The 21,873-nt window shown below is 63.8% G+C and carries 19 protein-coding genes; 10 read left to right on the plus strand and 9 right to left on the minus strand.

Annotation, left to right across the window (positions count from 1 at the left end; translation table 11 throughout):
• The coding region (locus tag PJL15_RS08815; protein ID WP_159709030.1) for a hypothetical protein at nt 1-245 on the plus strand (245 nt) is incomplete at its 5' end.
• 91 nt (nt 246-336) lie between these two features.
• Here PJL15_RS08815 and PJL15_RS08820 read toward each other — a convergent pair.
• Nucleotides 337-528 carry a YegP family protein gene (locus PJL15_RS08820; RefSeq protein WP_281450776.1) on the minus strand — a complete coding sequence of 64 codons (192 nt, stop codon included), beginning with the start codon at nt 526-528 and terminating at the stop codon, nt 337-339.
• A 160-nt stretch (nt 529-688) separates the two neighbouring features.
• Between PJL15_RS08820 and nboR the strand changes: the two genes are divergently transcribed.
• Together nboR and PJL15_RS08830 are read left to right on the plus strand one after the other, a co-directional pair.
• Nucleotides 689-1,324: a nicotine blue oxidoreductase gene (nboR, locus tag PJL15_RS08825; protein WP_281450777.1), complete on the plus strand. Its 636-nt coding sequence runs from the start codon at nt 689-691 to the stop codon at nt 1,322-1,324.
• A 20-nt stretch (nt 1,325-1,344) separates the two neighbouring features.
• The gene (locus PJL15_RS08830) at nt 1,345-1,812 is read left to right on the plus strand and encodes a GNAT family N-acetyltransferase (RefSeq protein WP_281450778.1); all 468 of its coding nucleotides are present in this window, start codon (nt 1,345-1,347) and stop codon (nt 1,810-1,812) included.
• 48 nt (nt 1,813-1,860) lie between these two features.
• Here the strand turns inward: PJL15_RS08830 and PJL15_RS08835 are convergent, their stop codons facing one another.
• The 5 genes from PJL15_RS08835 to PJL15_RS08855 form a co-directional block, all read right to left on the minus strand.
• Nucleotides 1,861-4,686: a molybdopterin-dependent oxidoreductase gene (locus tag PJL15_RS08835; RefSeq protein WP_281450779.1), complete on the minus strand. Its 2,826-nt coding sequence runs from the start codon at nt 4,684-4,686 to the stop codon at nt 1,861-1,863.
• Nucleotides 4,676-5,611, minus strand: a complete 936-nt coding sequence (locus PJL15_RS08840) for an FAD binding domain-containing protein (RefSeq protein WP_281450780.1) — start codon at nt 5,609-5,611, stop codon at nt 4,676-4,678. Before PJL15_RS08840 ends, PJL15_RS08835 begins: the two co-directional genes overlap by 11 nt.
• Nucleotides 5,602-6,855: an XdhC family protein gene (locus PJL15_RS08845; RefSeq protein ID WP_281450781.1), complete on the minus strand. Its 1,254-nt coding sequence runs from the start codon at nt 6,853-6,855 to the stop codon at nt 5,602-5,604. The genes PJL15_RS08840 and PJL15_RS08845 overlap by 10 nt, the downstream gene beginning before the upstream one ends.
• A 329-nt stretch (nt 6,856-7,184) precedes the next feature.
• On the minus strand, nt 7,185-8,765 hold the full coding sequence (locus PJL15_RS08850) for an NCS2 family permease (protein WP_281450782.1): 1,581 nt from the start codon (nt 8,763-8,765) through the stop codon (nt 7,185-7,187).
• A gap of 6 nt (nt 8,766-8,771) precedes the next feature.
• A complete protein-coding gene (locus PJL15_RS08855; RefSeq protein ID WP_011776019.1) occupies nt 8,772-9,266 on the minus strand; it encodes a nucleoside deaminase in 495 nt (164 codons plus the stop codon).
• 399 nt (nt 9,267-9,665) lie between these two features.
• Here PJL15_RS08855 and PJL15_RS08860 point away from each other — a divergent pair, with 399 nt between their 5' ends.
• Entirely contained in the window at nt 9,666-11,009 is a 1,344-nt protein-coding gene (locus PJL15_RS08860; protein WP_281450783.1) for an 8-oxoguanine deaminase, read from the plus strand.
• 141 nt (nt 11,010-11,150) lie between these two features.
• On the opposite strand, the gene PJL15_RS08865 is transcribed toward PJL15_RS08860, so the two are convergent.
• Complete coding sequence (locus PJL15_RS08865; protein ID WP_281450784.1) at nt 11,151-12,149, minus strand: hypothetical protein; 999 nt, start codon at nt 12,147-12,149, stop codon at nt 11,151-11,153.
• Between the two features lie 157 nt (nt 12,150-12,306).
• On the opposite strand from PJL15_RS08865, the gene PJL15_RS08870 reads away from it, so the two are divergent.
• Both PJL15_RS08870 and PJL15_RS08875 read left to right on the plus strand, forming a co-directional pair.
• On the plus strand, nt 12,307-12,837 hold the full coding sequence (locus PJL15_RS08870) for a hypothetical protein (protein ID WP_281450785.1): 531 nt from the start codon (nt 12,307-12,309) through the stop codon (nt 12,835-12,837).
• Between the two features lie 432 nt (nt 12,838-13,269).
• Nucleotides 13,270-14,199 carry a type IV toxin-antitoxin system AbiEi family antitoxin domain-containing protein gene (locus PJL15_RS08875; protein ID WP_281450786.1) on the plus strand — a complete coding sequence of 310 codons (930 nt, stop codon included), beginning with the start codon at nt 13,270-13,272 and terminating at the stop codon, nt 14,197-14,199.
• 310 nt (nt 14,200-14,509) lie between these two features.
• Here PJL15_RS08875 and PJL15_RS08880 read toward each other — a convergent pair whose 3' ends face one another.
• Complete coding sequence (locus PJL15_RS08880; RefSeq protein ID WP_167267136.1) at nt 14,510-14,686, minus strand: hypothetical protein; 177 nt, start codon at nt 14,684-14,686, stop codon at nt 14,510-14,512.
• A gap of 368 nt (nt 14,687-15,054) precedes the next feature.
• Here PJL15_RS08880 and pucL point away from each other — a divergent pair, with 368 nt between their 5' ends.
• Both pucL and PJL15_RS08890 read left to right on the plus strand, forming a co-directional pair.
• Nucleotides 15,055-15,969: a factor-independent urate hydroxylase gene (gene pucL / locus PJL15_RS08885; RefSeq protein ID WP_281450787.1), complete on the plus strand. Its 915-nt coding sequence runs from the start codon at nt 15,055-15,057 to the stop codon at nt 15,967-15,969.
• Between the two features lie 165 nt (nt 15,970-16,134).
• Nucleotides 16,135-17,643, plus strand: coding sequence for a nucleobase:cation symporter-2 family protein (locus PJL15_RS08890; RefSeq protein ID WP_281450788.1), 1,509 nt, complete (start codon nt 16,135-16,137; stop codon nt 17,641-17,643).
• Between the two features lie 203 nt (nt 17,644-17,846).
• Here the strand turns inward: PJL15_RS08890 and PJL15_RS08895 are convergent, their stop codons facing one another.
• Nucleotides 17,847-18,602 (minus strand): IclR family transcriptional regulator, encoded by a 756-nt coding sequence (locus tag PJL15_RS08895; RefSeq protein ID WP_011776026.1) that lies wholly within the window; start codon nt 18,600-18,602, stop codon nt 17,847-17,849.
• Between the two features lie 221 nt (nt 18,603-18,823).
• On the opposite strand from PJL15_RS08895, the gene PJL15_RS08900 reads away from it, so the two are divergent.
• Both PJL15_RS08900 and aceB read left to right on the plus strand, forming a co-directional pair.
• Nucleotides 18,824-20,224, plus strand: a complete 1,401-nt coding sequence (locus tag PJL15_RS08900) for an NAD-dependent malic enzyme (RefSeq protein ID WP_281450789.1) — start codon at nt 18,824-18,826, stop codon at nt 20,222-20,224.
• Between the two features lie 34 nt (nt 20,225-20,258).
• Nucleotides 20,259-21,872 carry a malate synthase A gene (gene aceB, locus PJL15_RS08905; RefSeq protein WP_281450790.1) on the plus strand — a complete coding sequence of 538 codons (1,614 nt, stop codon included), beginning with the start codon at nt 20,259-20,261 and terminating at the stop codon, nt 21,870-21,872.
• Nucleotide 21,873 lies beyond the last annotated feature (1 nt).

Here is a 21,873-nt window from a genome sequence, read left to right on the forward strand (position 1 = left end):
AAATCCGCCAATTCATCCCCAACGACTTCGCCTCCCTCGGAGCAGACGGCTTCGGCTTCTCCGACACCCGCCAAGCCGCACGCCGCTACTTCAAAAACGACACCCACTCCATCGTCGCCAAAACCCTGCAGTTGCTGGCGGCGAGGGGCGAGGTCGAGGAGGGCGCGCCGTCGTACGCCATTGACCGCTACAAGCTGCTTGACGTGAACGCCGGCACCACCGGCGGAGCAGGCGGAGACGCCTGACAGGTCCTGCAACGGGAATTGGCGGCAATGTTCTTGAAGAACATTGCCGCCAATTCCCGTTTCGCTCCAGGATCATCTGCAGACGGTCCACTCACGTGCCCAAATTCCTCCGGTCGACCACGAAACCCGTTGCGGCGTTTTCGCGGACTGCGTTGATACCGGCAACCACTGCCTTCAGGTTGGGAAATTGTGGCGACACTGCCACAACCGTGCCATCGTCTGCTGTGAGCCGGAACCGGAAAGAGTTGGCCCCTGCCTTGAGAATTTCGAAACTGCCCGCCATGTCCCCTGTTCTTTCACGCGTCGTTGCGTCGTCGAGCTGACTTCCTAACTCCCTCACTGACCCTAATGGCCAATTCGCGGGGCCAAAAGCCCTACTCAGGAGTAGTTTGAAACCGATATCGGTAGATCAAATGGAAAGCCCCCAAGGAGCTAGAGACCGCATGCACCCCCGCGCGTATGGTGAGGATATGACTCAATCCGGCCCGCCCACCACGGGCGTCCTGCTCGCTGCGGGCGCCGGTACCCGATTGGGACGCGGCCCGAAGGCGCTGCTGCCTTTCCGCGGCCGCACGCTGGTGGAAGTCCTGGCGGACACCTTGTTCGACGGCGGCTGCAGCGAGGTGGTGGTTGTCCTAGGGGCCGAAGCCGAACGTGTTCGAAGCACCACGGACCTGGGCACGCACACCGTGGTGGACAACCCTGCGTGGGCCAAAGGCATGGCCGGTTCGTTCCGTGCAGGCATCGACGCCGCACCGCCCGGCAACGGCATCATGGTGGCGCTGGTTGACCAACCCGGATTAACCCCGACGGCGGTGAGCAGGTTGCTGGGCAGCCATCGTCCCGGCCGGGTCACCGCGGCCGCGTACCCTGACGAGTCAGGACGACTAAAGCGCAGGCACCCGGTGATTTTCGACGTCGGACTCCGCTCCGAAGCGGCCGCGGCCGCCCATGGCGACACGGGCGCGCGTTCGTTCCTCAAAGCGCATCCAGGCTTGGTGGACCTGGTGGACTGCAGCGATCTGTGCTCGGGAGACGACCTGGATACCAAGGACAGCCTGCATCTGCTGGATGGGTAGCGGCAGGTAAATTAGGGTCCATGATCAGCATCGAAACGGACGATCCCGCACGCCCTGACGTCCACGCGCTCCTCGGCGAGCACCTGGCCGACATGTTCGCGACGTCCCCTGCGGAGAGCGTTCATGCTTTGGACCAGTCGGCGTTGTCCCACGAATCGATCACGTTCTGGACCGCCCGGGAGGATGGCGTCCTGTTGGGCTGCGGGGCGCTGAAGACGTTGTCCTTGGGCGATGCCGAACTGAAGTCGATGCGGACCACAGCCAACGCCCGGGGACGCGGTGTGGCCACTTTGATGCTCAAGCACATCGTGGCCGAAGCACGGACCCGCGGTTTTGCACGGGTGGCCCTGGAAACAGGAACCGAAGAGTATTTTGCCCCGGCCCGTCGCCTGTATGCCCGGCATGGGTTCACGGAGTGCCCGCCGTTCGCGGATTACACCCTTGATCCGAACAGCGTGTTCATGGAACTCCCCCTCTCACCCAAGTAAGTGACAGCACATGTCGCAATGGGCGTCCATTGCGACATGTGCTGTTACTTAGTTGGGTATGAGGGTGTGGTCGCGGAGGGCCAGGTAGATCTTGTCCCGCGCGATGGGCAACTCACCGAAGCGGATCCCCGTGGCGTTGCGGATCGCATTGGCCAGCGCGGGAGCCACCGGGTTGAAGGGGCTCTCGCTCATGGACTTGGCGCCCAAGGGACCCGTGGAATCGTTGGTCTTGGCGAAATACACCTCGCTCCGGGGCACATCCGCGAACGACGGGATGTGGTACTGCCGCAGGATGTCCGTGGTGACCCGGCCGGCGTCGTCCACTTTCACTTCCTCGTACAGCACCGCGCCGAGGGCCTGCGCTATGCCGCCCTCGATCTGGCCGCGGCACTGCCGCGGATTCACCACCACTCCGGCATCGGCAGCCTGGACGCTTTGCAGTATCCGCAGCTCACCCGTCCCCTTGTTCACGGCGACGCGGAAGCCATGCACGTTGAACGCTACGGAGCGCGGCGTTCCACCCCAGTTGCCATCGGTGGCGAGCCGGACGCCCTGGAGCCGGGCGGCGTCGACAATCTCCTTCAGCGGCACCGAGCGGTCCCCACACTGGACAGCGCCGTCCACCAAACGGCACTCCGCCAACGGAACACCGGTCAGCGAAGCGGCCACCGTCTGGATCCGGGTAGCCAGCTCCAGCGCCGCACCGAGTGTCGCCTTGCCCGCAACCACGGTTCCGGCCGAGCCGAACGCACCGGTATCGTGCTCCACCAGGTCCGTGTCGGACTGCCGCACCTGAATGGCGTAGGCGGAGGTCGCTAGCGCCGTGGCCGCCAATTGCGCGTGGACGGTGGTGGTGCCGTTACCGAATTCGGCAGTACCGACGTCGACGGCGAACCTTCCGTCCGCTTCCAGGCTCACCCGGGTGTGGGCGAAGTGGCCGCGGGGCGGGACGGTGTCGATCATGGACAGGGCCGAGCCCTCCCCCACGACCCACTCGGGTCCGAGATCGTCCAGGCCGGCGGCGCGATAACGTTCCTTGCCACGGTCCAGGGCATCCCTGACCAACGAAACGCACTGATCCAGGCCGTAGCTGCCGTAGTGGACGTCTTCCTCGGGCTCGGGCGTGGTGGAAAGCATGTGGTCGCCGGGACGGACCATGTTCTTGAGCCGGAATTCAAGGGGATCCATGCCGATTCCGATGGCCAGCTCATCGATGGCCGACTCAATCGCGAAGATCATTTGGCTCAGTCCGTACCCGCGGAAAGCCCCGGCCGGAACAGTGTTGGTGTAGACGGCGTGGGCATCCACTTTCTTGTTCACGCACTTGTAAACGGCCAACGACTCACCGCAGCCATGGAACATCACACCGGGAGCATGGTTTCCGTAGGCGCCGGTGTTCGTGAGCACGTTCAGTTGCAGCGCTGTGAGGTAGCCGTCCCTGTTGGCCCCGGCCTTCAGGTGGATGGTGAAAGGGTGCCGCGTGGTGGTGGCCGTGAACTGCTCGGTCCGGGTGAACTCCAGTTGGACTGGCCTGCGAAGAGCCAGGGCAGCAAGCGCTACAAGGTCCTCGGTAAGGACTTCCTGCTTGCCGCCGAAGCCGCCACCAACCCGCCCGGCCACAACCCGGATGGTCTCGGGGGTCAGGTTGAACAAGCGGCCCAATGTGCGTTTCACCAGGAAAGGTACCTGCGTGGAGGAACGGACCATCAGTCGCCCATCCTCATCAACCCAGGCAATGGAGGCGTGTGTTTCCATGGCCACGTGCTGCACACGCTGGGTCTGGTACGTGTGTTCGTGGATGAAGTCGGCCGCCGCGAAGCCGTCAGCCACGCTGCCCAGTTCGGCGTGGACCTCTGCCACCACGTTGTGCTGCGGACGCGAAATGCGGGAGAACACCCCGTCTTTCTCACCGTGAATGGCAGGGGCTCCCGGAAGAATGGCTTCCTGGGGGGTGAACACGGGTTCCAGCAGTTCGTACTGTACTTCCAGCGCGCGGGCTCCGGCTTCCGCGGCGCCCACCGATTCGGCCACGACGGCGGCAACCCGCTGCCCGATGAACCGCACAACGTGGTCCAGCACGCGGGTGTCGTCGGGATCGTCGGTGAAGTTCTCGTGCTGGGCCGTGGAGAAAAGTTGCTGCGGAGCGTCCTCATGCGTGAAGACCGCCACGACGCCCGGGACAGCCAATGCCGGAGCCTTGTTGATGGAGACGATGCGTGCGTGTGGATGCGGTGAACGCAGGAGTTTCATATGCAGCAGGCCCGGGAGTTGCCCGGCCGGAACATCCAAGGTGTACCGTTCGGTTCCTGTCACGACGGCTTGGCCGGCGGGTGCGGGAACGTTGTCCCCAAGCTGGCCGCGTGCAGGTTCGACGGCGACAGGTGCCTGTGCCCCGGAAACGTCAGCTCCGGCGTCGTGCTCGTCGTGCTGTTCGTGCTGGTGGTCCCCGGAGTGCCCGCAAACGGCGTCCGCGATGGAACGGTAACCGGTGCAACGGCACAGGTTTCCCTTGAGGTTCCGGGGCAGGTTGGCGCGTTGTTCGTCGTCGAACGTAGCTGCGGTCATCATCATTCCGGCAGTGCAGAAACCGCACTGGAAACCCTGCGACTCCAGGAACTGCTCCTGGACCGGGTGCAGCCCCTCAGCCGTAGCGAGGCCTTCGATAGTGGTGACTGCCTTGCCCTCGGCGCGGACGGCCGGGTAGATGCAGCTGTGGACAGGCGTGCCGTCGACGTAAACCGTGCACGCGCCGCAGTCACCGCCGTCGCAACCCTTCTTGACGCCGAAGTTGCCCTCTTCCCGCAGGAACGTGCGGAGGCACTGGCCGGGGCGGGGTGTGGCCTGCGAGGGCGCGCCGTTGATCTCAATTGCCATGGGAGGCCTCCTTCTGGGTGCCTGGAGTTTCGGGTTGCGTGGACGGCTGCGGCGAGGTGGCGTGCGGCGGCCAGAAATCGCCGGACACCGTCATCGACTCATCCAGCAGCTCCGCCCTGATCTCTTCGGCCAGCTTGAAGGTCATGTCGCGGCGCCATGCCGGAAGCCCGTGGATGTCGTCGTGGTACAGCGGCCACGGAATGGAATGTTCGACGGCGGCGGCCAGCGTCGCGGCGTCGGGAACCTGATCGGCCGGGAACCTCAGCTGCACGGGCCTTTTGGTGGAAGCGGTGACAGTGATGACCAAGCCAAAAACGGGGTCGAGCCTGCCGATCAGCAATACCCCGGAGCGGCCGAGGTTGCTCAGCGACAAGCGCCGGAACGCCACCCGGGCAGAGAGTGCCTCGGCGGGGAGGTGGATGCTGCGGAGCAACTCGCCCGGTGCCAGCACCGTTTGCATATCGCCCACAACGACGTCGGCCACCGGAACGGTCCGGCTGGTTCCGTCAGGGCTGAGCAGGGTCGCCATGCCGTCCAGTCCGGCGCAGAGCGACGTCATGGGTCCGGCCGGAAGTCCCGTGCAGATGTTCCCGCCCACCGTGGACATGTTCCAGATCTTGAACGAGGCCACGAACGAATCGCAGCACGGCCGGATCAGCGCCAGTCCGGGCCACTCGCGGTGGGCAGCCTCGGCGGAAACGGGCAGGGCATAGAGTTCGGCAACAGTGCAGGTGGAGGCCAACTCGATGCCGTCGTCGGTGACGGTGATGGCCGGCCAACCCGTCTGTCCCAGGTCCAGGAGACGCTTGAGCACGGTGCTTCCGTAGGAGAAAAGGACCGTGCCGCCGGCCAGCCAGGCATCGCCGTCGCGCCATTGTGCCGGGTCCGTGGTGGGGACCACGGCCTCGATGGTGTTCATGTCCATGGGTCCTCCTGAGTGAGGTGTTGAGGTGCTGGGTCAATGGGTGCCGGGTGGATCGGTGCTGGGTGGATCGGGCCGTCGCCGTCTTTGAGGGAAGGGAACCCAGTGTTGTTCCGGCTGGCCCCGCGCCCGGCGATGACTTCGGCCGTGATGGAAACTGCCACTTCGGCCGGGGTCACGGCGCCGAGGTCCAGTCCGATGGGCGAATGCAGCCGGTCCAAGGAGTCGGTTGGAGTTCCTGCCTGGAGCAGCGCTTCCACACGTTGGCGGTGGCTGCGGCGTGAGCCCAGGGCGCCGACGTAAGCCAGGTTCAGTCTGAGCGCGGCCTGGAGCAGGGGGATATCGAATTTGGGGTCGTGGGTCATAACGCAAACGACCGTGCGCGAATCCAGGCGCCCACCGGCTGCCTCGGCTTCCAGGTAACGGTGTGGCCAGTCGGTGACAACCTGGTCGGCCCCGGCGAAGCGGGTTTGGGAAGCGAAGGCCGGCCGTGCATCACAAAGGGTGACGTTGTAGCCAAGGAGTTGCCCGACCGGCAACAAGGCTGCGCCGAAGTCGTTGGCTCCGAAGACCAGCATGCGCGCTGCCGGCAGGCGGCTTTCCACAAACAGCGTGATGGGCTGCGGTTCTTCCTCTTCGCGGGGTGGGGCCGCCAACCTCTCGGTGGTAACCCAGCCGTCGATGCAGCCTTCCGGTGGCGCCAGCCGGACCAGGCCTGCGCGGCCGCCCTGGAGCAGCGGCTCCACTTGCGCAGCGGCGGCAAAAAGTGTGGAGGGGTGGTCGCCCAGCAGCTTCGCCAGTTCCTGTGATTCCATGGCCCGGAACCGCACCGGATCATCCACCACCATCACCCCTCCCCCGGCGTCGAGGCGGCGGATCAAGGCCGCAGGGCGTTGGGCCCCGGCGAACAGCGAAAGTTCCGGCGAGCCGGCCCCGTAGGGCTGGATGTGGACTTCCAGCTCACCGCCGCAGGTGAGTCCGACGGCGAACGCGTCCTCGGCACTGTAGCCGTAGGACTCAAGGCGCGGACCGCCGTCGCGCATTGCTTCCAAAGCCGCCTCCACGACGGCGCCCTCCACGCATCCACCGGACAGGCTGCCCAGGATTTCGCCGTGTTCGGAGACCATCATGGAAGTCCCCAAGGGCCGCGGCACTGATCCGCCGCTGCCCACGATGGTGGCCACGGCGAGTCGTTGGCCGGTGACCGCAGGCCGCCAGCTGCCCAGTGAAGGCATCAGATCCAGCATGGCAACACGTCCTTTTTCCAGGTGCTCCGGCCGGGATGGCCCAGCCGGAGCAGTGCGCGATCTTGCCTCATATTCTCATTGACTGAGGTTGTTGAGGGGTAGTCGCGCTTGTTCGATACGAGTTCAGGTATGAGTTCATAGGAACGGGGGCAAGGGCTTCATCTCCCTGCCCCCGTTCCCTGACGGAGCGTCGGCGCCCGAGCCGCCGCCCGCCGTCGTGCCTGTTCATAAGGGACGACGACGGCGGACGCCTATTCGTGCGGTGGGTACCGACGGACCGTCGATCAGAGTGCCGGAAGGGACCCGCCGGCGCGGGGTGCGGCTCCCGGCTAGATGCCCATCAGAGCGTTAATGGGGCCGCGGGCGAAGTAGATGATGAAGCCTGCCGTGACCACCCACATGAGCGGATGGACCTTCTTGGCTTTACCGGATGCCGCGCTGATGATGGCGAACGAGACGAACCCGACGCCGATGCCGTTGGCGATGGAGTACGTCAGCGGCATGGTCACGATGGTGAGGAACGCCGGGAGCGCGATGGAGAACTTGGTGAACTTGATCTCGCGGATCTGGGCCATCATCATGGCACCCACCACCACCAGCGCTGCTGCAGCTACTTCAAGCGGCACCACCGAGGTGAGCGGCGTGAAGAACATCGAGCCCAGGAACAACAGGCCGGTGACCACGGAAGCCAGGCCGGTGCGCGCGCCTTCGCCAATGCCCGCTGCGGAGTCGATGTACACCGTGTTGGACGAACCGGAGGTTGCGCCACCCACCACTGCGCCCATGCCTTCAACGATGAAGGCCGACTTCAGCTTGGGGAACGTTCCATCCTTGTGGGCCACGCCGGCGCTCTTGGCAAGGCCGGTCATGGTGCCCATGGCGTCGAAAAAGTTGGTGAACACCAGGGTGAAGACCAACATGGTGGCAGCGAGCCCACCGATCCTGGCAAAGGAGCCGAAGAGGTCGAACTGGCCCACAAGGCTGAGATCCGGGACGGAGACCAGCTGGCTCGACAAGATCGGCACGTTGAGGTGCCAACCGCCAGGATTGGTTGCGGAGCCCGGTCCGATGTGGAAGATGGCCTCGACAACAGCGGCAAGGACGGTAGTGGCGACGATGCCGATCAGCAGGCCGCCCTGGATCTTGCGTGCCACGAGGATGCCCATGGCCAGCAAACCAACAATGAAGACGAGGGTGGGGATGGACGTGATGGAGCCATCGTTGCCCAACTGAACCGGCGGACCGCCCGCAGTGGGACGGACAAAGCCGGAGTCCACGAAGCCGATGAAGGCGATGAACAGGCCGATGCCAACGGTGATGGCGGCCTTGAGTTCCTTGGGCACTGCCTTGAAGATCGCCGTCCGGGCGCCGGTGGCACCGAAGAGCACGATCAGGATGCCGTTGATGACCACCAGCCCCATGGCTTCCGGCCAGGTGACTTCCTGGATGACTGCTACAGCCAGGAAGGAGTTGATGCCAAGACCGGCCGCGAGACCGAACGGCAGGTTGGCGATAAGACCGAAAATGATGGTCATGACGCCGGCGGTCAGGCCGGTAACGGCACCGACTTGGGCGGCGGAAAGCCAACCACCTGCCACATCCGTTGGTGCGTTCTCTGCCGAGAAGCCACCGAGGATCAGCGGGTTCAGGATAACGATGTACGCCATGGTGAAGAAGGTGACCAGGCCGCCCCGGAATTCGCGGGCCAGCGTGGATCCACGCTTGGAGATCTGGAAGAACTTGTCCAGGAAGTTCGGCGGCTTCTGGCCGTTGCCCTGCTGGGCAAGGCCGGTTGCCGTGTGCTTTGCCGCTGTGGGCTCTGCGCTGTTGTCTCCGTTGGGGAGGAGCGCAGCCTGCTTCTCAGCTGCTGTCTGCATTTCTGCGTTGTCCAGGATATTCATCTCAGCCACCGGGCCCTAGTAATCAATCCTGGAATCAAGCGTGTTCCATGTGTTGAACGGCTGGAGGGCCTCCGGAGCCTGGGGGTCGCCCAGTTCCAGCTTGGCTACCGGCATCAGCGCGTCCCGGTTGTCGTTCTCGAAGTACTCGTAGAAGACGGCGTCATCGAAGCCAACGGATGCGGCGTCGTGACGGTCTGCGGCAAAGAACACGCGGTCTACGCGTGCCCACAGTGCGGAGGCCAGGCACATGGGGCATGGCTCGCAGCTGGTGTAGAGGGTTGCTCCGCTAAGGTCGAACGTTCCCAGTTCGCGGCAGGCGTTACGGATGGCCGTGACTTCTGCGTGGGCGGTGGGGTCGTTCGTGGCGGTGACGCGGTTGACGCCTTCGAAGGCTCGTCCGTCCGCGGTGACAATGACGGCGCCGAACGGGCCCCCACTGTTGAGGACATTGGCTGTTGCCAGCTCAATGGAGGTGGCCAGGAATTGCTCGGCCGTGACGGTTGTACTCATGTTGCGACTTCCTTAGTGCTGTGGAAGCCGGGTGACCTTTCGGGGGCGCTGCAAAAAGAGCTCCAGTTAGCTTGGTTACCAGGCTTCAGCATGTGCGATGAAGGTTAAGTTGCGCCTGGTAGATAGCTTCCCGAGGTCCGGGTGCCCGCCTTTGGCAGTTAGAGCGTAGCACCACGTTTGTGAGCCGCGCCATAGTTTTTTGAAAACTTTATTTCGTCATGCGAAATTACTTATCGCGACGGGTTATGGCCAAATGTGACCGCCCGCGGGCGTTGACTGCCGCCGTCGGGGCTTCTACGCTTTTGTGACCGGACGCTTTGACCGCCCGGAAACCTGGATCAGCAGACAGGGCCTAACTGAGCTGGAACGCATACATGCCGACCAGACAAGGAACCTGCAATGACCCCACTTTGGATCAAGAACCCCCAGGGCATCTTCACCGCCAACGACCACGACGCCGGGAACGGCCTGGTGGTTTCCGAGGGGAAGATCCTCGAACTGGTGCCGGCCGGTGGCCGCCCGTCAGTTCCCTGTACCGAGTTTGACGCCTCCGGACATGTGGTCCTGCCCGGGCTCATCAACACCCACCACCACTTCTACCAAACGCTCACGCGCGCTTGGGGTCCGGTGGCCAACGTGCCCCTGTTCCCCTGGCTGCAGAACCTTTACCCGGTGTGGGCACGCCTCACTCCCCGCAGCCTTGAGCTCGCGGTGCAGGTTGCTTTGGCGGAGCTGCTGCTTTCCGGCTGCACCACCGCCGCAGACCACCACTACCTGTTCCCGGACGGCATGGAAGACGCGATCGACATCGAGGTCGCCGCCGTACGTTCCATGGGAATGCGGGCCACTTTGACGCGCGGGTCCATGACGCTCGGAGAGGACGACGGCGGGCTGCCGCCCCGGACCACGGTCCAGTCGCCTGAGGCGATCCTTGCGGACAGCGAACGGCTGATTCGTTCGTACCACGAGACCGGAGACGGGGCCGTCGTGCAGATCGCTTTGGCCCCGTGCTCCCCGTTCTCTGTAACCAAGGAAATCATGGCCGAATCTGCGGTCATGGCCGAACGATACGATGTCCGGCTGCACACCCACCTTGCGGAAACCATCGACGAGGAAGACTTCTGCCGGTCCATGTTTGGCCTGCGGACCGTGGACTACCTGGAATCGGTTGGTTGGCTTGGAAACCGCACCTGGTTGGGCCACGGCATCCACTTCAACGACGAAGAGATCGCCAGGCTCGGAGCCGCGGGCACCGCCGTCGCACATTGCCCAACGTCCAACATGCGGCTCGCCTCGGGGACCGCGCGTGTCCTGGAACTTGAGGCAGCGGGTGTGCCGGTGGGGCTGGGAGTCGATGGATCGGCGTCGAACGATGCTTCCAACATGATCCTCGAGGCGCGGCAGGCACTGTACTTGCAACGGCTCCGCTACGGGGCTTCCGTTCCCGTGGAGCGCGCGCTGGGTTGGGCTACGCGTGGCTCTGCCGCCGTCCTTGGACGCCCCGACCTTGGCCAGCTTGCCCCCGGAATGCAGGCCGACCTGGCCATGTTCAAGCTGGACGCGCTGCGGTTCTCCGGGAGCCACGACCCCGTTGCCGCGCTGCTGCTCTGCGGCGCGGACAGGGCGGACCGGGTGATGGTTGGCGGTCAGTGGCGGGTTGTGGACGGGGAGATTCCCGGTCTTGACGTGGCTGGGCTCATCGCCGAGCACTCTGCGGCCGCCCGGAAGTTGGTCGCCGGGTAGCTTACGGGGCTGTTCGGTGGCCCGCTGCTCACGAAAACGCCGGAACGCGCCCATTTCGCAGGGAACGTTCCGGCGTTTTCGTGGTTTTCCAGCGACCTCGCGTGTGGGGTCGCGTCGATCTCCAGCGTCGACGCGGCCCGGCTAGAGGGTGATCTTGTAAATGTGGTGCGTGTACTCGTTGGCGAAGGAATCCGTGAACTTGCCGCTCTGGATGGAGATGGTGCGGTTTTCTCCGACCACCTCGACCTGGGTGCCTGTGATTCCGGCAGGAAGGGTGAAGGTCTTGGAACCGGTGGTGCCGTTCAGCCCAATGCCGGCGAACAGGTAGGCACTGCCATCCTTGGCTTTCAGCATGGTGTCCGCACCCTCGGCGCCCGCGTCCCACGCATAGCTTTGGGTGTTCAGCACCGGCGCCAGTGACTGGATGCCGGCCAGCGCAGCCTTGATCTTCGCCTTGCGGTCAGCGGGGATATCAACCAAGCTGTAGGTCCCAAACTGGGGATCATTGTTGTGCTGGAAGATGTCGATGCCGCGTGCCTCATGGATGATGGCAGACCACATCGCGCCTTCCATCTGCTCCGGTGTGATGGTCCTGTCGCTGTTGCTTTCCAGGAACGGGCGTGCCGATTCCACGAAGACCCAGTTTGGCTTAATTCCCGGGCTTGCCTGGTACACCCTCATGCGGTCCGCGACCCAGCCATACGCTGCACTGCTTGCCGCTTTGGCCCCCGTTGGCCACGACGGCGTACGGTCCACCTCGAACTGCAGATCGGCCCGGGTATAGAAGTACTGATCGTTGCTGCTGGCGTCCACTGCTGCCATGAAATCGTCCATCAGGCCAGGAGCCCAGTATGTTCCAAAGATGCCCTTGCTGTAGTTCGCAAAGGCCGGACGGCCATCGTTCTTTGCCCGGATATTGGCCACAAGCTGCTTCATGACAGTCAGGTTCTGCGCGGCCGAGACATTGCCGCAGCCCAAACCGACCATTTCGCATTCGTCGTCCGTGTCCCAACCGACCACGCCCGGGTTGCTTCCCACCTCGGACTGCGTCCACTCGCCGCCGGGAATGACCAGCATTCCGGTGTCGGTGATGGACTGCATGGAGGAGCCATCGTGTTCTGCGTTGTGGTACACGTTCACGCCGATGTCCTTCAACTGCGCGGCGTGGCCTGGCTTGCCGTACCAGACACCGATTGGGAACAGGTTCGCATTATTCAGCTTCGCCGCACCCGGGAACTTGGCCCAATACGCAGGTCCGCCGTCCCACGGAACACGGGACAGGCTGGCGAGGCTACCGGTGGCTGGGGGCGTGGTTGGCGTGGGGGTGGGCGTGCTTGTTGGCGACGGGGTCGGGGTCGGGGTGCTTGTTGGCGATGCCGTCGCGGTGGGGGTGCTTGTTGGCGACGGGCTCGCTGTGGCGGTTGGGGTCGGGGAGTTTGTTGGCGACGGGCTCGCTGTGGCGGTGGGCTCCGAGGTCGGATCGGTCGGGCTTGGACTCGGGCTCGCCGTCGTAGTTGGGCTGGATGTCGGACTGGACGTCACCGTCGGCTCCGACGTGGGCTCCGCCGTCGGGTCGGTCGGACTCGACGTGGGCTCCGCCGTCGGGTCAGTCGGACTAGACGTGGGCTCCGCCGTCGGGCCGGTCGGACTCGACGTGGGCTCCGCCGTCGGGTCCGTCGGACTCGACGTGGGCTCCGCCGTCGAGGTTGCGGTTGGGCTTTCGGTGGGCGGTGGCGTGCCTGGGTCCGTGCAGCCCGCCAGGGCCAACGCGAGCACCGCCCCTAGCGTGAAGATAGTGGGTTTCATGACATTGATTTCCTTTGGGTAGCAGCCATGAACAAAGCTGCTGCGTTGCCGGATCCCCACTCCCGGCTCTCTGTGTCTCCCGCGAAAGGCAGGGTTGTACGCCGGGGCATTTCGTTGTCCCGGCACGGCTCGATGACGAGCGTCAGTTGTTGCTCAGCACGCTGCGGCGTGACGCTGGGGACATATGCCCAGCGTCATCGAGCAGGCAAATGCGGCCCGGATGGATGTGGCCCGCAACGGTCCAAGAACCCGAAGGGTGGCCGCCAGCCCAGCCTACGTGACCCAGACCACAGTTCGCTGAAATGTGACGCGGCCCCTTTTCGCCCTATTCGACGCCCCGCTGCGCGTTGGGCCGTGCCCCCGGCAGTGCGTGCAGCGAGGCAACGAATCGGATTTGTCCACATAGGACCCTTACAGCCTATTGCTTGCCTTCCCCGGGTTCGAGGCTGATTTGATGACGAAGATATTCGAACCCCAACTCCCCGAAGGCACCAAGTTATGGCGCACCGACCAGCTCCACCAGGCCGGTTTGAATGACAGGAAGATTGCCGCCTTTGTGCGCAGCGGGGAGTTGGTCCGGCCGCGCCGCGGCTGCTACATCCGCAGCAGTACATGGGCGGCCCAAAAGCGCTCCGTCCGAAGCCTGCAGCTGATTGCCGCACACACCCTTGGAACGCTCACGACGTCGGCACGCGGCTTTGTCTACAGCCACACCTCGGCGGCGAGGCTGCATGGGTTGTATCTGTTGGAGGTCGACGACCGGGTGCACATCACCACCCCGACCACTGCATCGCGCTCTTGCCACGGAATGGATGTCGTTCCACACACCCGCACACTGGAACCCGGTGACATCCGGACCGTCAGGGGCATGCTGTGCACGTCCTTGGAACGGACAGTCGTGGACAGTTGCCTCATCCTGAATGACCGCCAATCCCTGGTCCTCATGGATCATGCCCTGAGATTCGGCGCCGACAGGGCCCAAATGCAGCTCATGTGCGATCACCTGAAAGGCCGCAACGGGGTTGTGGCGCTTCGCAGGGCGTTGGCGAACGCTGATGCCAGATCAGAGTCCCCCGGCGAGACCCTCACACGGGAATTGCTCCAGCGGCTTCGGATCGACATGCCGGACCTGCAGGTAAGGGTATCCACAGTGGAGGGGGATCATCGCCTCGACCTGGCCTGGCGGAACAAAAAGCTGGCGTTGGAGTTTGACGGAAAGGTCAAGTACTTCGACTACGCACCCACATCGGAGGTGCTCTACAAGGAACGGCAGCGGGAAAATGCCCTGATCGAGCTCGGGTGGACGTTCATACGGATCAAATGGCGGGACCTGCACCGGGAACAGGAGTTCAAAATGAGGGTATTGCGGGCGCTGGAGCAATAAGCCGAGCCGCCGATTCGTGGGTTCGCTGCGCACTCGATGCTGCGCGTGGGCCAGTCCGCAGCGCGGCAACGAAATGGCTGAGCGGGCGGCGGAAGGTGGGGGCCGGCGTCGACGTCGGGCAGGCGCAGGAGCCGGCCGATTCGTGGGTTCGCTGCGCACTCGATGCTGCGCTGGGCACAACCTGCAGCGGGGCAACGAAACGGCCGGGGGATGCGGAGAACCCGGGCACAACAAAGCGGGCGGCACCTCCCCTGGTGCCACCCGCCTCGTTGGCTCTGTTGCGCAGAGTCCGCGCCCGTAATGCTGGAAATCAGGGGCGCTGCCGGCCGAACACCGGAAGCGCACGGAGCCAACGGGAGAACCCGCTGGCCTTGCGGTCGCAGTCGGCCGGAATGTAGAAGTCCGGATCTGTCGCACCAAAGGGCAGGTACAGTTCCTGGCCCGGCGCCGGGAATTCCACGACGCTGTTCGTATCCTTCGAGTCCATCTGTTCCTCCTCTTTCTTGTGCACAGTTTCCGCTCTTCGGAAAACTTTTATTGTTATGTGGAAAGTCTAAGTGGGCCGCAAACCAGTCGTCAAGACCCTCATCCAGCCGGAACAAGTAGCCCCGGTCACATTCGGGTTCTTCATAACGATCTCCCGAAACCCGTATACACAAGCCGAAATCATGCGCTACTCTCGAATCAGTTCGTGGCGTAGGTCACGTAACCTGAGAGCAGCAGGCAGGGTCGTAATGAGCTGGCATCCATGGATGCCGGCTCTTTTTTGTTGGGTCGGCTCCACCAGAAACGCAGTGGAAACACGCGCTTAATTTCATTGATGGAACGTAGGTTCCACCTCACAGAAGTTGGGATATGACCATGAGCAACAACATCGTCCTCGGCGAAAACCAGTACGGCAAAGCAGAAGTCCGCGTCGTCAAGGTCACTCGGGATACGGACCGTCACCACATCGAAGACCTGAACGTCACCTCGCAGCTGCGCGGCGACTTCCAGGCCGCACACCTCCAAGGCGACAACGGCCACGTGGTTGCCACCGACACCCAGAAGAACACCGTTTACGCCTTCGCACGTGAAGGCATCGGTTCGCCCGAGTCCTTCCTCCTGCGCCTCGCGGACCACTTCACCGGTGGATTCGACTGGGTAACCGGCGGCCGCTGGGAAGCCGAGTCCTACAGCTGGGACCGCATCCAGGCCCACGGCGAGGGACACGACCACAGCTTCGTCCGCAATGGACAAGAGGTGCGTACCGCCGTCGTCGTCCGTGATGGCGCAACCACGCACGTGATTTCCGGCCTCAAGGACCTGACCGTCCTGAAGACCACGCAGTCCGGCTTTGTCGGCTACCCGCGCGACAAGTACACCACCCTGCCGGAGACCACCGACCGCATCCTGGCCACCGATGTATCCGCCCGCTGGCGCTACAACACCGACCTGGACGTCGCCGGCACGGACTTCAACAAGAGCTACGACGACATCAAGGCACTCCTTCTTGAGGGCTTCACCGAGAACTACTCCCACGCCTTGCAGCAGACGCTGTTCGACATGGGCAAGAAGGTCCTGGAAGCGCACAGCGAAATTGCCGAAATCAAGTTCTCCATGCCCAACAAGCACCACTTCCTGGTTGACCTGAGCCCGTTCGGCCTGGACAACCCCAACGAGGTCTTCTTCGCCGCCGACCGCCCGTACGGCCTCATCGAAGCAACCGTCCAGCGCGAGAACATCGCAGCTGCGCCGGTTGCCTGGAGCGGCATCGCCGGCTTCTGCTAAACCGCAACACCTCAACATGTGTGTGCAGGTCAGGCCCGGAGCGCCCCGCCCAGGGCCCGGCCTGCACACAAACCCAACCCCAAAAACCCCTCAAACCCAAAGATTTTGTTAGCCAGACACAGTTAGCCAGACGAAGACGTCTGCCATGAACCCAGAAAGTCTGCCATGAACATCAAGAAGAAATCCCGCCCTGCGAATACCACCTCGCCCCGGAAGAACCAGTCGGAAAGGCCCGAGGACAAGCGGCTCTCCATCGGAAGCACCTTCGCCTACGGCTTCCAGCACGTCCTGACCATGTACGGCGGAATCATCGCACCTCCGCTGATCATCGGTGCCGCCGCCGGTATGTCCTCGCAGGACATCGGCCTCCTGATTGCCGCGTGTTTGTTCGTGGGCGGCCTGGCCACCATCCTTCAGACCGTGGGCATCCCGTGGTTCGGCTCGCAACTGCCGCTGGTCCAGGGTGTGTCCTTCGCAGGCGTTTCCACCATGGTGGCAATCGTCCAAGGCGGTGGCGGGATCCAGGCAGTGTTCGGTTCGGTGATCGTGGCCTCCTTGATTGGCCTCGCGATCACTCCCCTGTTCTCAAAGATCATCAAATTCTTCCCACCGGTAGTCACTGGCACGGTCATCACCACCATCGGCCTCACGTTGATGCCGGTTGCCGCCAACTGGGCCATGGGCGGCAACGCCAAGGCTGACAACTATGGCAGCGTGTCCAACATCGGGCTCGCCGCAGCCACGATGGGCATCGTCCTGCTCCTGAGCAAGGTGGGCAACGCAGCCATCTCGCGGCTCTCGATCCTCCTGGCCATGGTTATCGGCACCATCATCGCCTTGGTTGCCGGCATGGCAGATTTCTCCAAGGTTGGCCAGGGCGACATCGTCGCTTTCCCCACCCCCTTCGCTTTCGGCGCTCCGACCTTTGAAATCGCCGCAATCATCTCCATGCTGATCGTCATCCTGGTGACCCTCACCGAGACCTCGGCCGACATCATCGCCGTGGGCGAGATCGTGGACACCAAGGTGGATTCGCGCCGCATCGGTGACGGCCTCCGCGCCGACATGCTCTCCAGCGCAATCTCCCCGCTGTTCAACTCGTTCACACAGAGCGCCTTCGCGCAGAACGTGGGCCTCGTGGCCATCACGGGCATCAAGAGCCGCTTCGTTGTCAGCGCCGGTGGCCTCATCCTGGTGATCCTGGGCCTCCTGCCGATCCTTGGCCGGGTTGTCGCAGCGGTCCCGACGCCCGTCCTGGGCGGTGCCGGCGTCGTGCTTTTCGGTACGGTGGCCGCCAGCGGTATCCGCACCCTGGCCAAGGTCGAGTACAAGAACAACATGAACCTGATCATCGTGGCGGCTTCGATCGGCTTCGGCATGATCCCCATCGCGGCCCCGAAGTTCTACGACCAGTTCCCGTCCTGGTTCTCCACGATCTTCCACTCCGGCATCAGCTCGGCAGCGGTCATGGCGATCATCCTGAACATCCTCTTCAACCACTTCAAGGCCGGCAACTCGGACAACCAGTCGGTGTTCGTCGCGGGCACGGACCGGATCGTCAGCGAAGAGGACATCAAATGCCTCAGCGAGGGCGACCGCTTCGAGAACGGCAAGCTCATCGACGCGGACGGCAACGAGGTCCCGCTCAAGACGTCCAGCGCGTCAGAGCACTAGCTCCGGTCCGCAGACGACAGCAGGCGGCAGTGTTTCCTTGGGGGACACTGCCGCCTTTTGTCGCCTTGCGTGGAATGTACGACGCCGGCACTCACCTCAGCCGGCAGACGCACCAAAGCGGGCACCCACCTCAGCCAGCCCGGGCACCAAAAACCCCCGCCGGGTTGGCATTTGATGCCAACCCGGCGGGGGCAGGAAAAGGGTCAGTTCTGGTTCAACTCAGCAGAGATAGCCATGGCTGCCTCGCGCAGCATGGGCACGGCGCGGTCCGCGAAGCTCTGGTCCACGCGGGTGATGGGGCCGGAGACGGAAATCGCCGTGGGAGTCGGAGCATTGGGGACGGCCATGGCGAAGCAGCGGACACCGAGTTCCTGCTCTTCCTCGTCAATGGAGTAGCCGCGTTCCCGGATGAGCTTGAGGTCCGCCAGCAGGGAGTCGATGTCGCCGATGCTCTTGGCCGTAGGAGTCGGCATGCCGGTGCGGGCCACGATGCCGCGGACAACCTCGTCGTCCAACTGGGCCAGGATGGCTTTACCCACGCCGGTATCGTGCGTGTGGGCGCGGCGGCCAACCTCAGTGAACATGCGCATGGAGTGCATGGAGGGCACCTGCGCCACGTAGATGACCATGTCGGAGTCGAGCACGGCCATGTTGGAGGTTTCGCCGAGCCGTTCAACCAGGGTCTTCAGCTGCGGACGGGCCACGGCACCGAGCTGCTTGCTGGCACCTTCGCCGAGCCGTATGAGCCGCGGGCCCAGGGCGTAACGGCGATTGGGCAGCTGGCGGATGTAGCCCAGCGACACCAGGGTGCGCAACAGCCGGTGGATGGTGGGCAGGGGGAGGTCAGTGGACGACGAAAGTTCGCTCAGGGTGACATCGCCGCCCGCGTCCGTGATCAGTTCCAACAGTTCAAAGACGCGCTCAACGGACTGCACGCCTCCGGAGGCTTTTTCAGCCATTCCCTTGTCTCCAATGACTCAGATTCCGACAACTCTTATCCGCATCGTGAAAAGAATTGCTTAGAACACCCAACATACAGCACAGCGCGCACCTGCGCGATGACACCGAACATGACCAAGCAAGGGGTTGTGTTTCCACTTTGTAGATAATAATATCCATAATACGAAAACATTTAGTTTGGAACGGCGGCCCGGGAACGGGCCTTACAGGAGGAATTTCAATGGCGAATCCGAGCCCCGGAAACTCGATCACCCTGCGCGTCGCCGCACCGTCGAGCTTCACCGCGACCAGCGAACTTGCAGCAGCAGTCGGCGCAGCCGGTGCAGCAATCACTGCCCTGGACGTCACGGAATCCCACCACGAGACGATCGTCGTAGACGTCACCTGCAACACCACCGATGACGACCACGCAGCCCGCGTCAAGGACGCACTGAACGCGCTCGACGGCGTCACGGTCCAGCACGTTTCCGACCGCACCTTCCTGATGCACCTCGGCGGCAAGCTCGAGGTCGTCCCGAAAGTAGCCCTGCGCAACCGCGACGACCTCTCACGCGCCTACACCCCCGGCGTCGCCCGTGTTTGCATGGCCATCGCAGAAGACCCGGCCGCTGCCCGCAACCTGACTGTCAAGCGCAACACCATCGCCGTCCTCACCGACGGTTCGGCCGTCCTTGGCCTGGGCAACATCGGCCCCGCCGCTGCCCTTCCCGTGATGGAAGGCAAGGCTGCTTTGTTCAAGCAGTTCGCCAACGTTGACGCCTGGCCAGTCTGCCTGGACACCCAGGACACCGAAGAAATCATCATGATCGCCAAGGCCATGGCCCCCGTCTACGGCGGCATCAACCTCGAAGACATCGCCGCACCGCGCTGCTTCGAAATCGAGAACCGCCTCCGCGAAGAACTCGACATCCCTGTGTTCCACGATGACCAGCACGGCACCGCGATCGTCACGCTCGCAGCCCTGGTCAACGCCCTGCGCGTAGTGGACAAGAAGCTCTCCGAGGTCAAGATCGTCGTTTCCGGCGTCGGCGCTGCCGGTTCCGCCATCATCCAGCTCCTCAAGGCCCAAGGCGCGCAGCACATCATCGCCGCAGGCCGGTCCGGCGCCATCCACTCGGGTGAAAAGTACGACGACGAGCACCGCAGCTGGATTGCCGCGAACACCAACGAAGAAGGCTTCTCCGGAACCCTGCACGACGCCCTCAAGGGAGCGGACGTGTTCATCGGCGTCAGCGCCCCGCACGTGATCGGCGAAGAGCAGGTTGCTTCGATGGCCGAAGACGCAATCGTGTTCGCCATGGCCAACCCGACGCCGGAAATCGATCCCGTCATCGCCTCCAAGCACGCAGCAGTCGTGGCCACCGGGCGCAGCGACTTCCCGAACCAGATCAACAACGTGCTGGCCTTCCCCGGATTCTTCCGCGGACTGCTGGACGCCGGAGCCTCCGACATCACGCCGGACATGCTGGTGGCCGCTGCCGAGGCAATTGCCAACCGGGTAGCTGACGATGAGCTGAACGCGAGTTACATTATCCCCAGCGTCTTCGATCCCCATGTTGCCGCCGATGTAGCGACCGCCGTGGCCAACGCTGCGCAGGCCAACGCCGCCAGCGCTCTCTAACAACGGCGCACTCTAGAAAAAGGAATCCGCTCACATGGCTATCACAGTCACCGATCCCCGGCCGATCGATCGCGCCGAGGAAATCCTCACCCCCAAGGCACTGGCCTTCATCGAGGAGCTGCACAAGCGTTTCGCCGGCACCCGCAATGAACTCCTGGAAGCCCGGAAGGTCAAGCGCCAGCAGGTCGCGGACACCAGCCGCCTCGATTTCCTGCCGGAGACCCAGGAAATCCGCGACGGCGACTGGAAGGTCGCCGAGGCACCGGCAGCTTTGCAGGACCGCCGCGTTGAAATGACCGGCCCGGCAACCCCGGCCAAGATGGCCATCAACGCGCTGAACTCCGGCGCCAAGGTTTGGCTGGCAGACCTCGAAGACGCTTCCACGCCAACGTGGCCCAACGTCATTGACGCCATCCTCAACCTCCGCGACGCCGCCCAGGGCACCCTGAGCTACACCTCCCCCGAGGGCAAGGAATACCGCCTCCGCACGGACGCTCCCCTGGCCGTCGTCGTGGCCCGCCCGCGCGGCTGGCACATGGAGGAGAGCCACCTGTTGATCGACGGCGCCCCCGCCGTTGGCGCCCTGGTGGACTTCGGCCTGCATTTCTTCCACATCGCCAAGCAGCTCCTCCTCAACGGCCAGGGCCCGTACTACTACCTGCCCAAGATGGAGAGCCACCTTGAGGCACGCCTGTGGAACGACGTCTTCGTGTTTGCACAGGACTTCCTCGGCATCCCGCAGGGCAGCATCCGCGCCACCGTGCTCATCGAAACCATCCCGGCCGCCTTCGAGATGGACGAGATCCTCTACGAACTCCGCGACCACGCCTCGGGCCTGAATGCCGGCCGCTGGGACTACCTCTTCAGCATCATCAAGTACTTCCGTGATGCCGGCGAAGAGTTCGTCCTCCCGGACCGCGCCACCGTCGCCATGACCGCACCGTTCATGCGTGCCTACACCGAGCTCCTGGTCAAGACCTGCCACAAGCGCGGCGCGTTCGCCATGGGTGGCATGGCCGCAGTGATCCCGAACCGCAAGCAGCCCGACGTCACCGCCGCAGCGTTCGATAAGGTCCGCGCCGACAAGACCCGCGAAGCAAACGACGGCTTCGACGGTTCCTGGGTTGCGCACCCGGACCTGGTGTCCACGTGCCGCGAAGTGTTCGACTCCGTGCTGGGCGACCCCGCAAACGGTGGCCGGCCGAACCAGTTGGACAAGCAGCGCCCCGAGGTGAGCGTCACCGCTGAGCAGCTGATCGACGTCGCCTCCGCCGGCGGAACCGTCACGGAAGCCGGCCTGCGCCTGAACCTGTACGTCGCCGTCGCCTACACCGGCGTCTGGATCTCCGGCAGCGGTGCCGTGGCCATCCACAACCTGATGGAAGACGCTGCAACCGCGGAGATCTCCCGCTCGCAGGTGTGGCAGCAGCTCCGCAACAAGTCGATCCTCGCGGACACGGGCAACACAGTGACCCGCGAACTCGTCACCCGCATCCTCGGCGAAGAGACTGAGCGCCTGCGCATCGAATTCGGCGACGAGAACTTCGCCAAGTACTACGAGCCGGCGTCCAAGCTGATCGAGGACATCTGCCTTTCCGACGAATACACGGACTTCCTCACCACACCCGCGTACGAGCTGGTGGGCTGAG

This window comes from Paenarthrobacter nitroguajacolicus (genome assembly GCF_029952445.1).
Lineage (GTDB): Bacteria > Actinomycetota > Actinomycetes > Actinomycetales > Micrococcaceae > Arthrobacter > Arthrobacter nitroguajacolicus_B.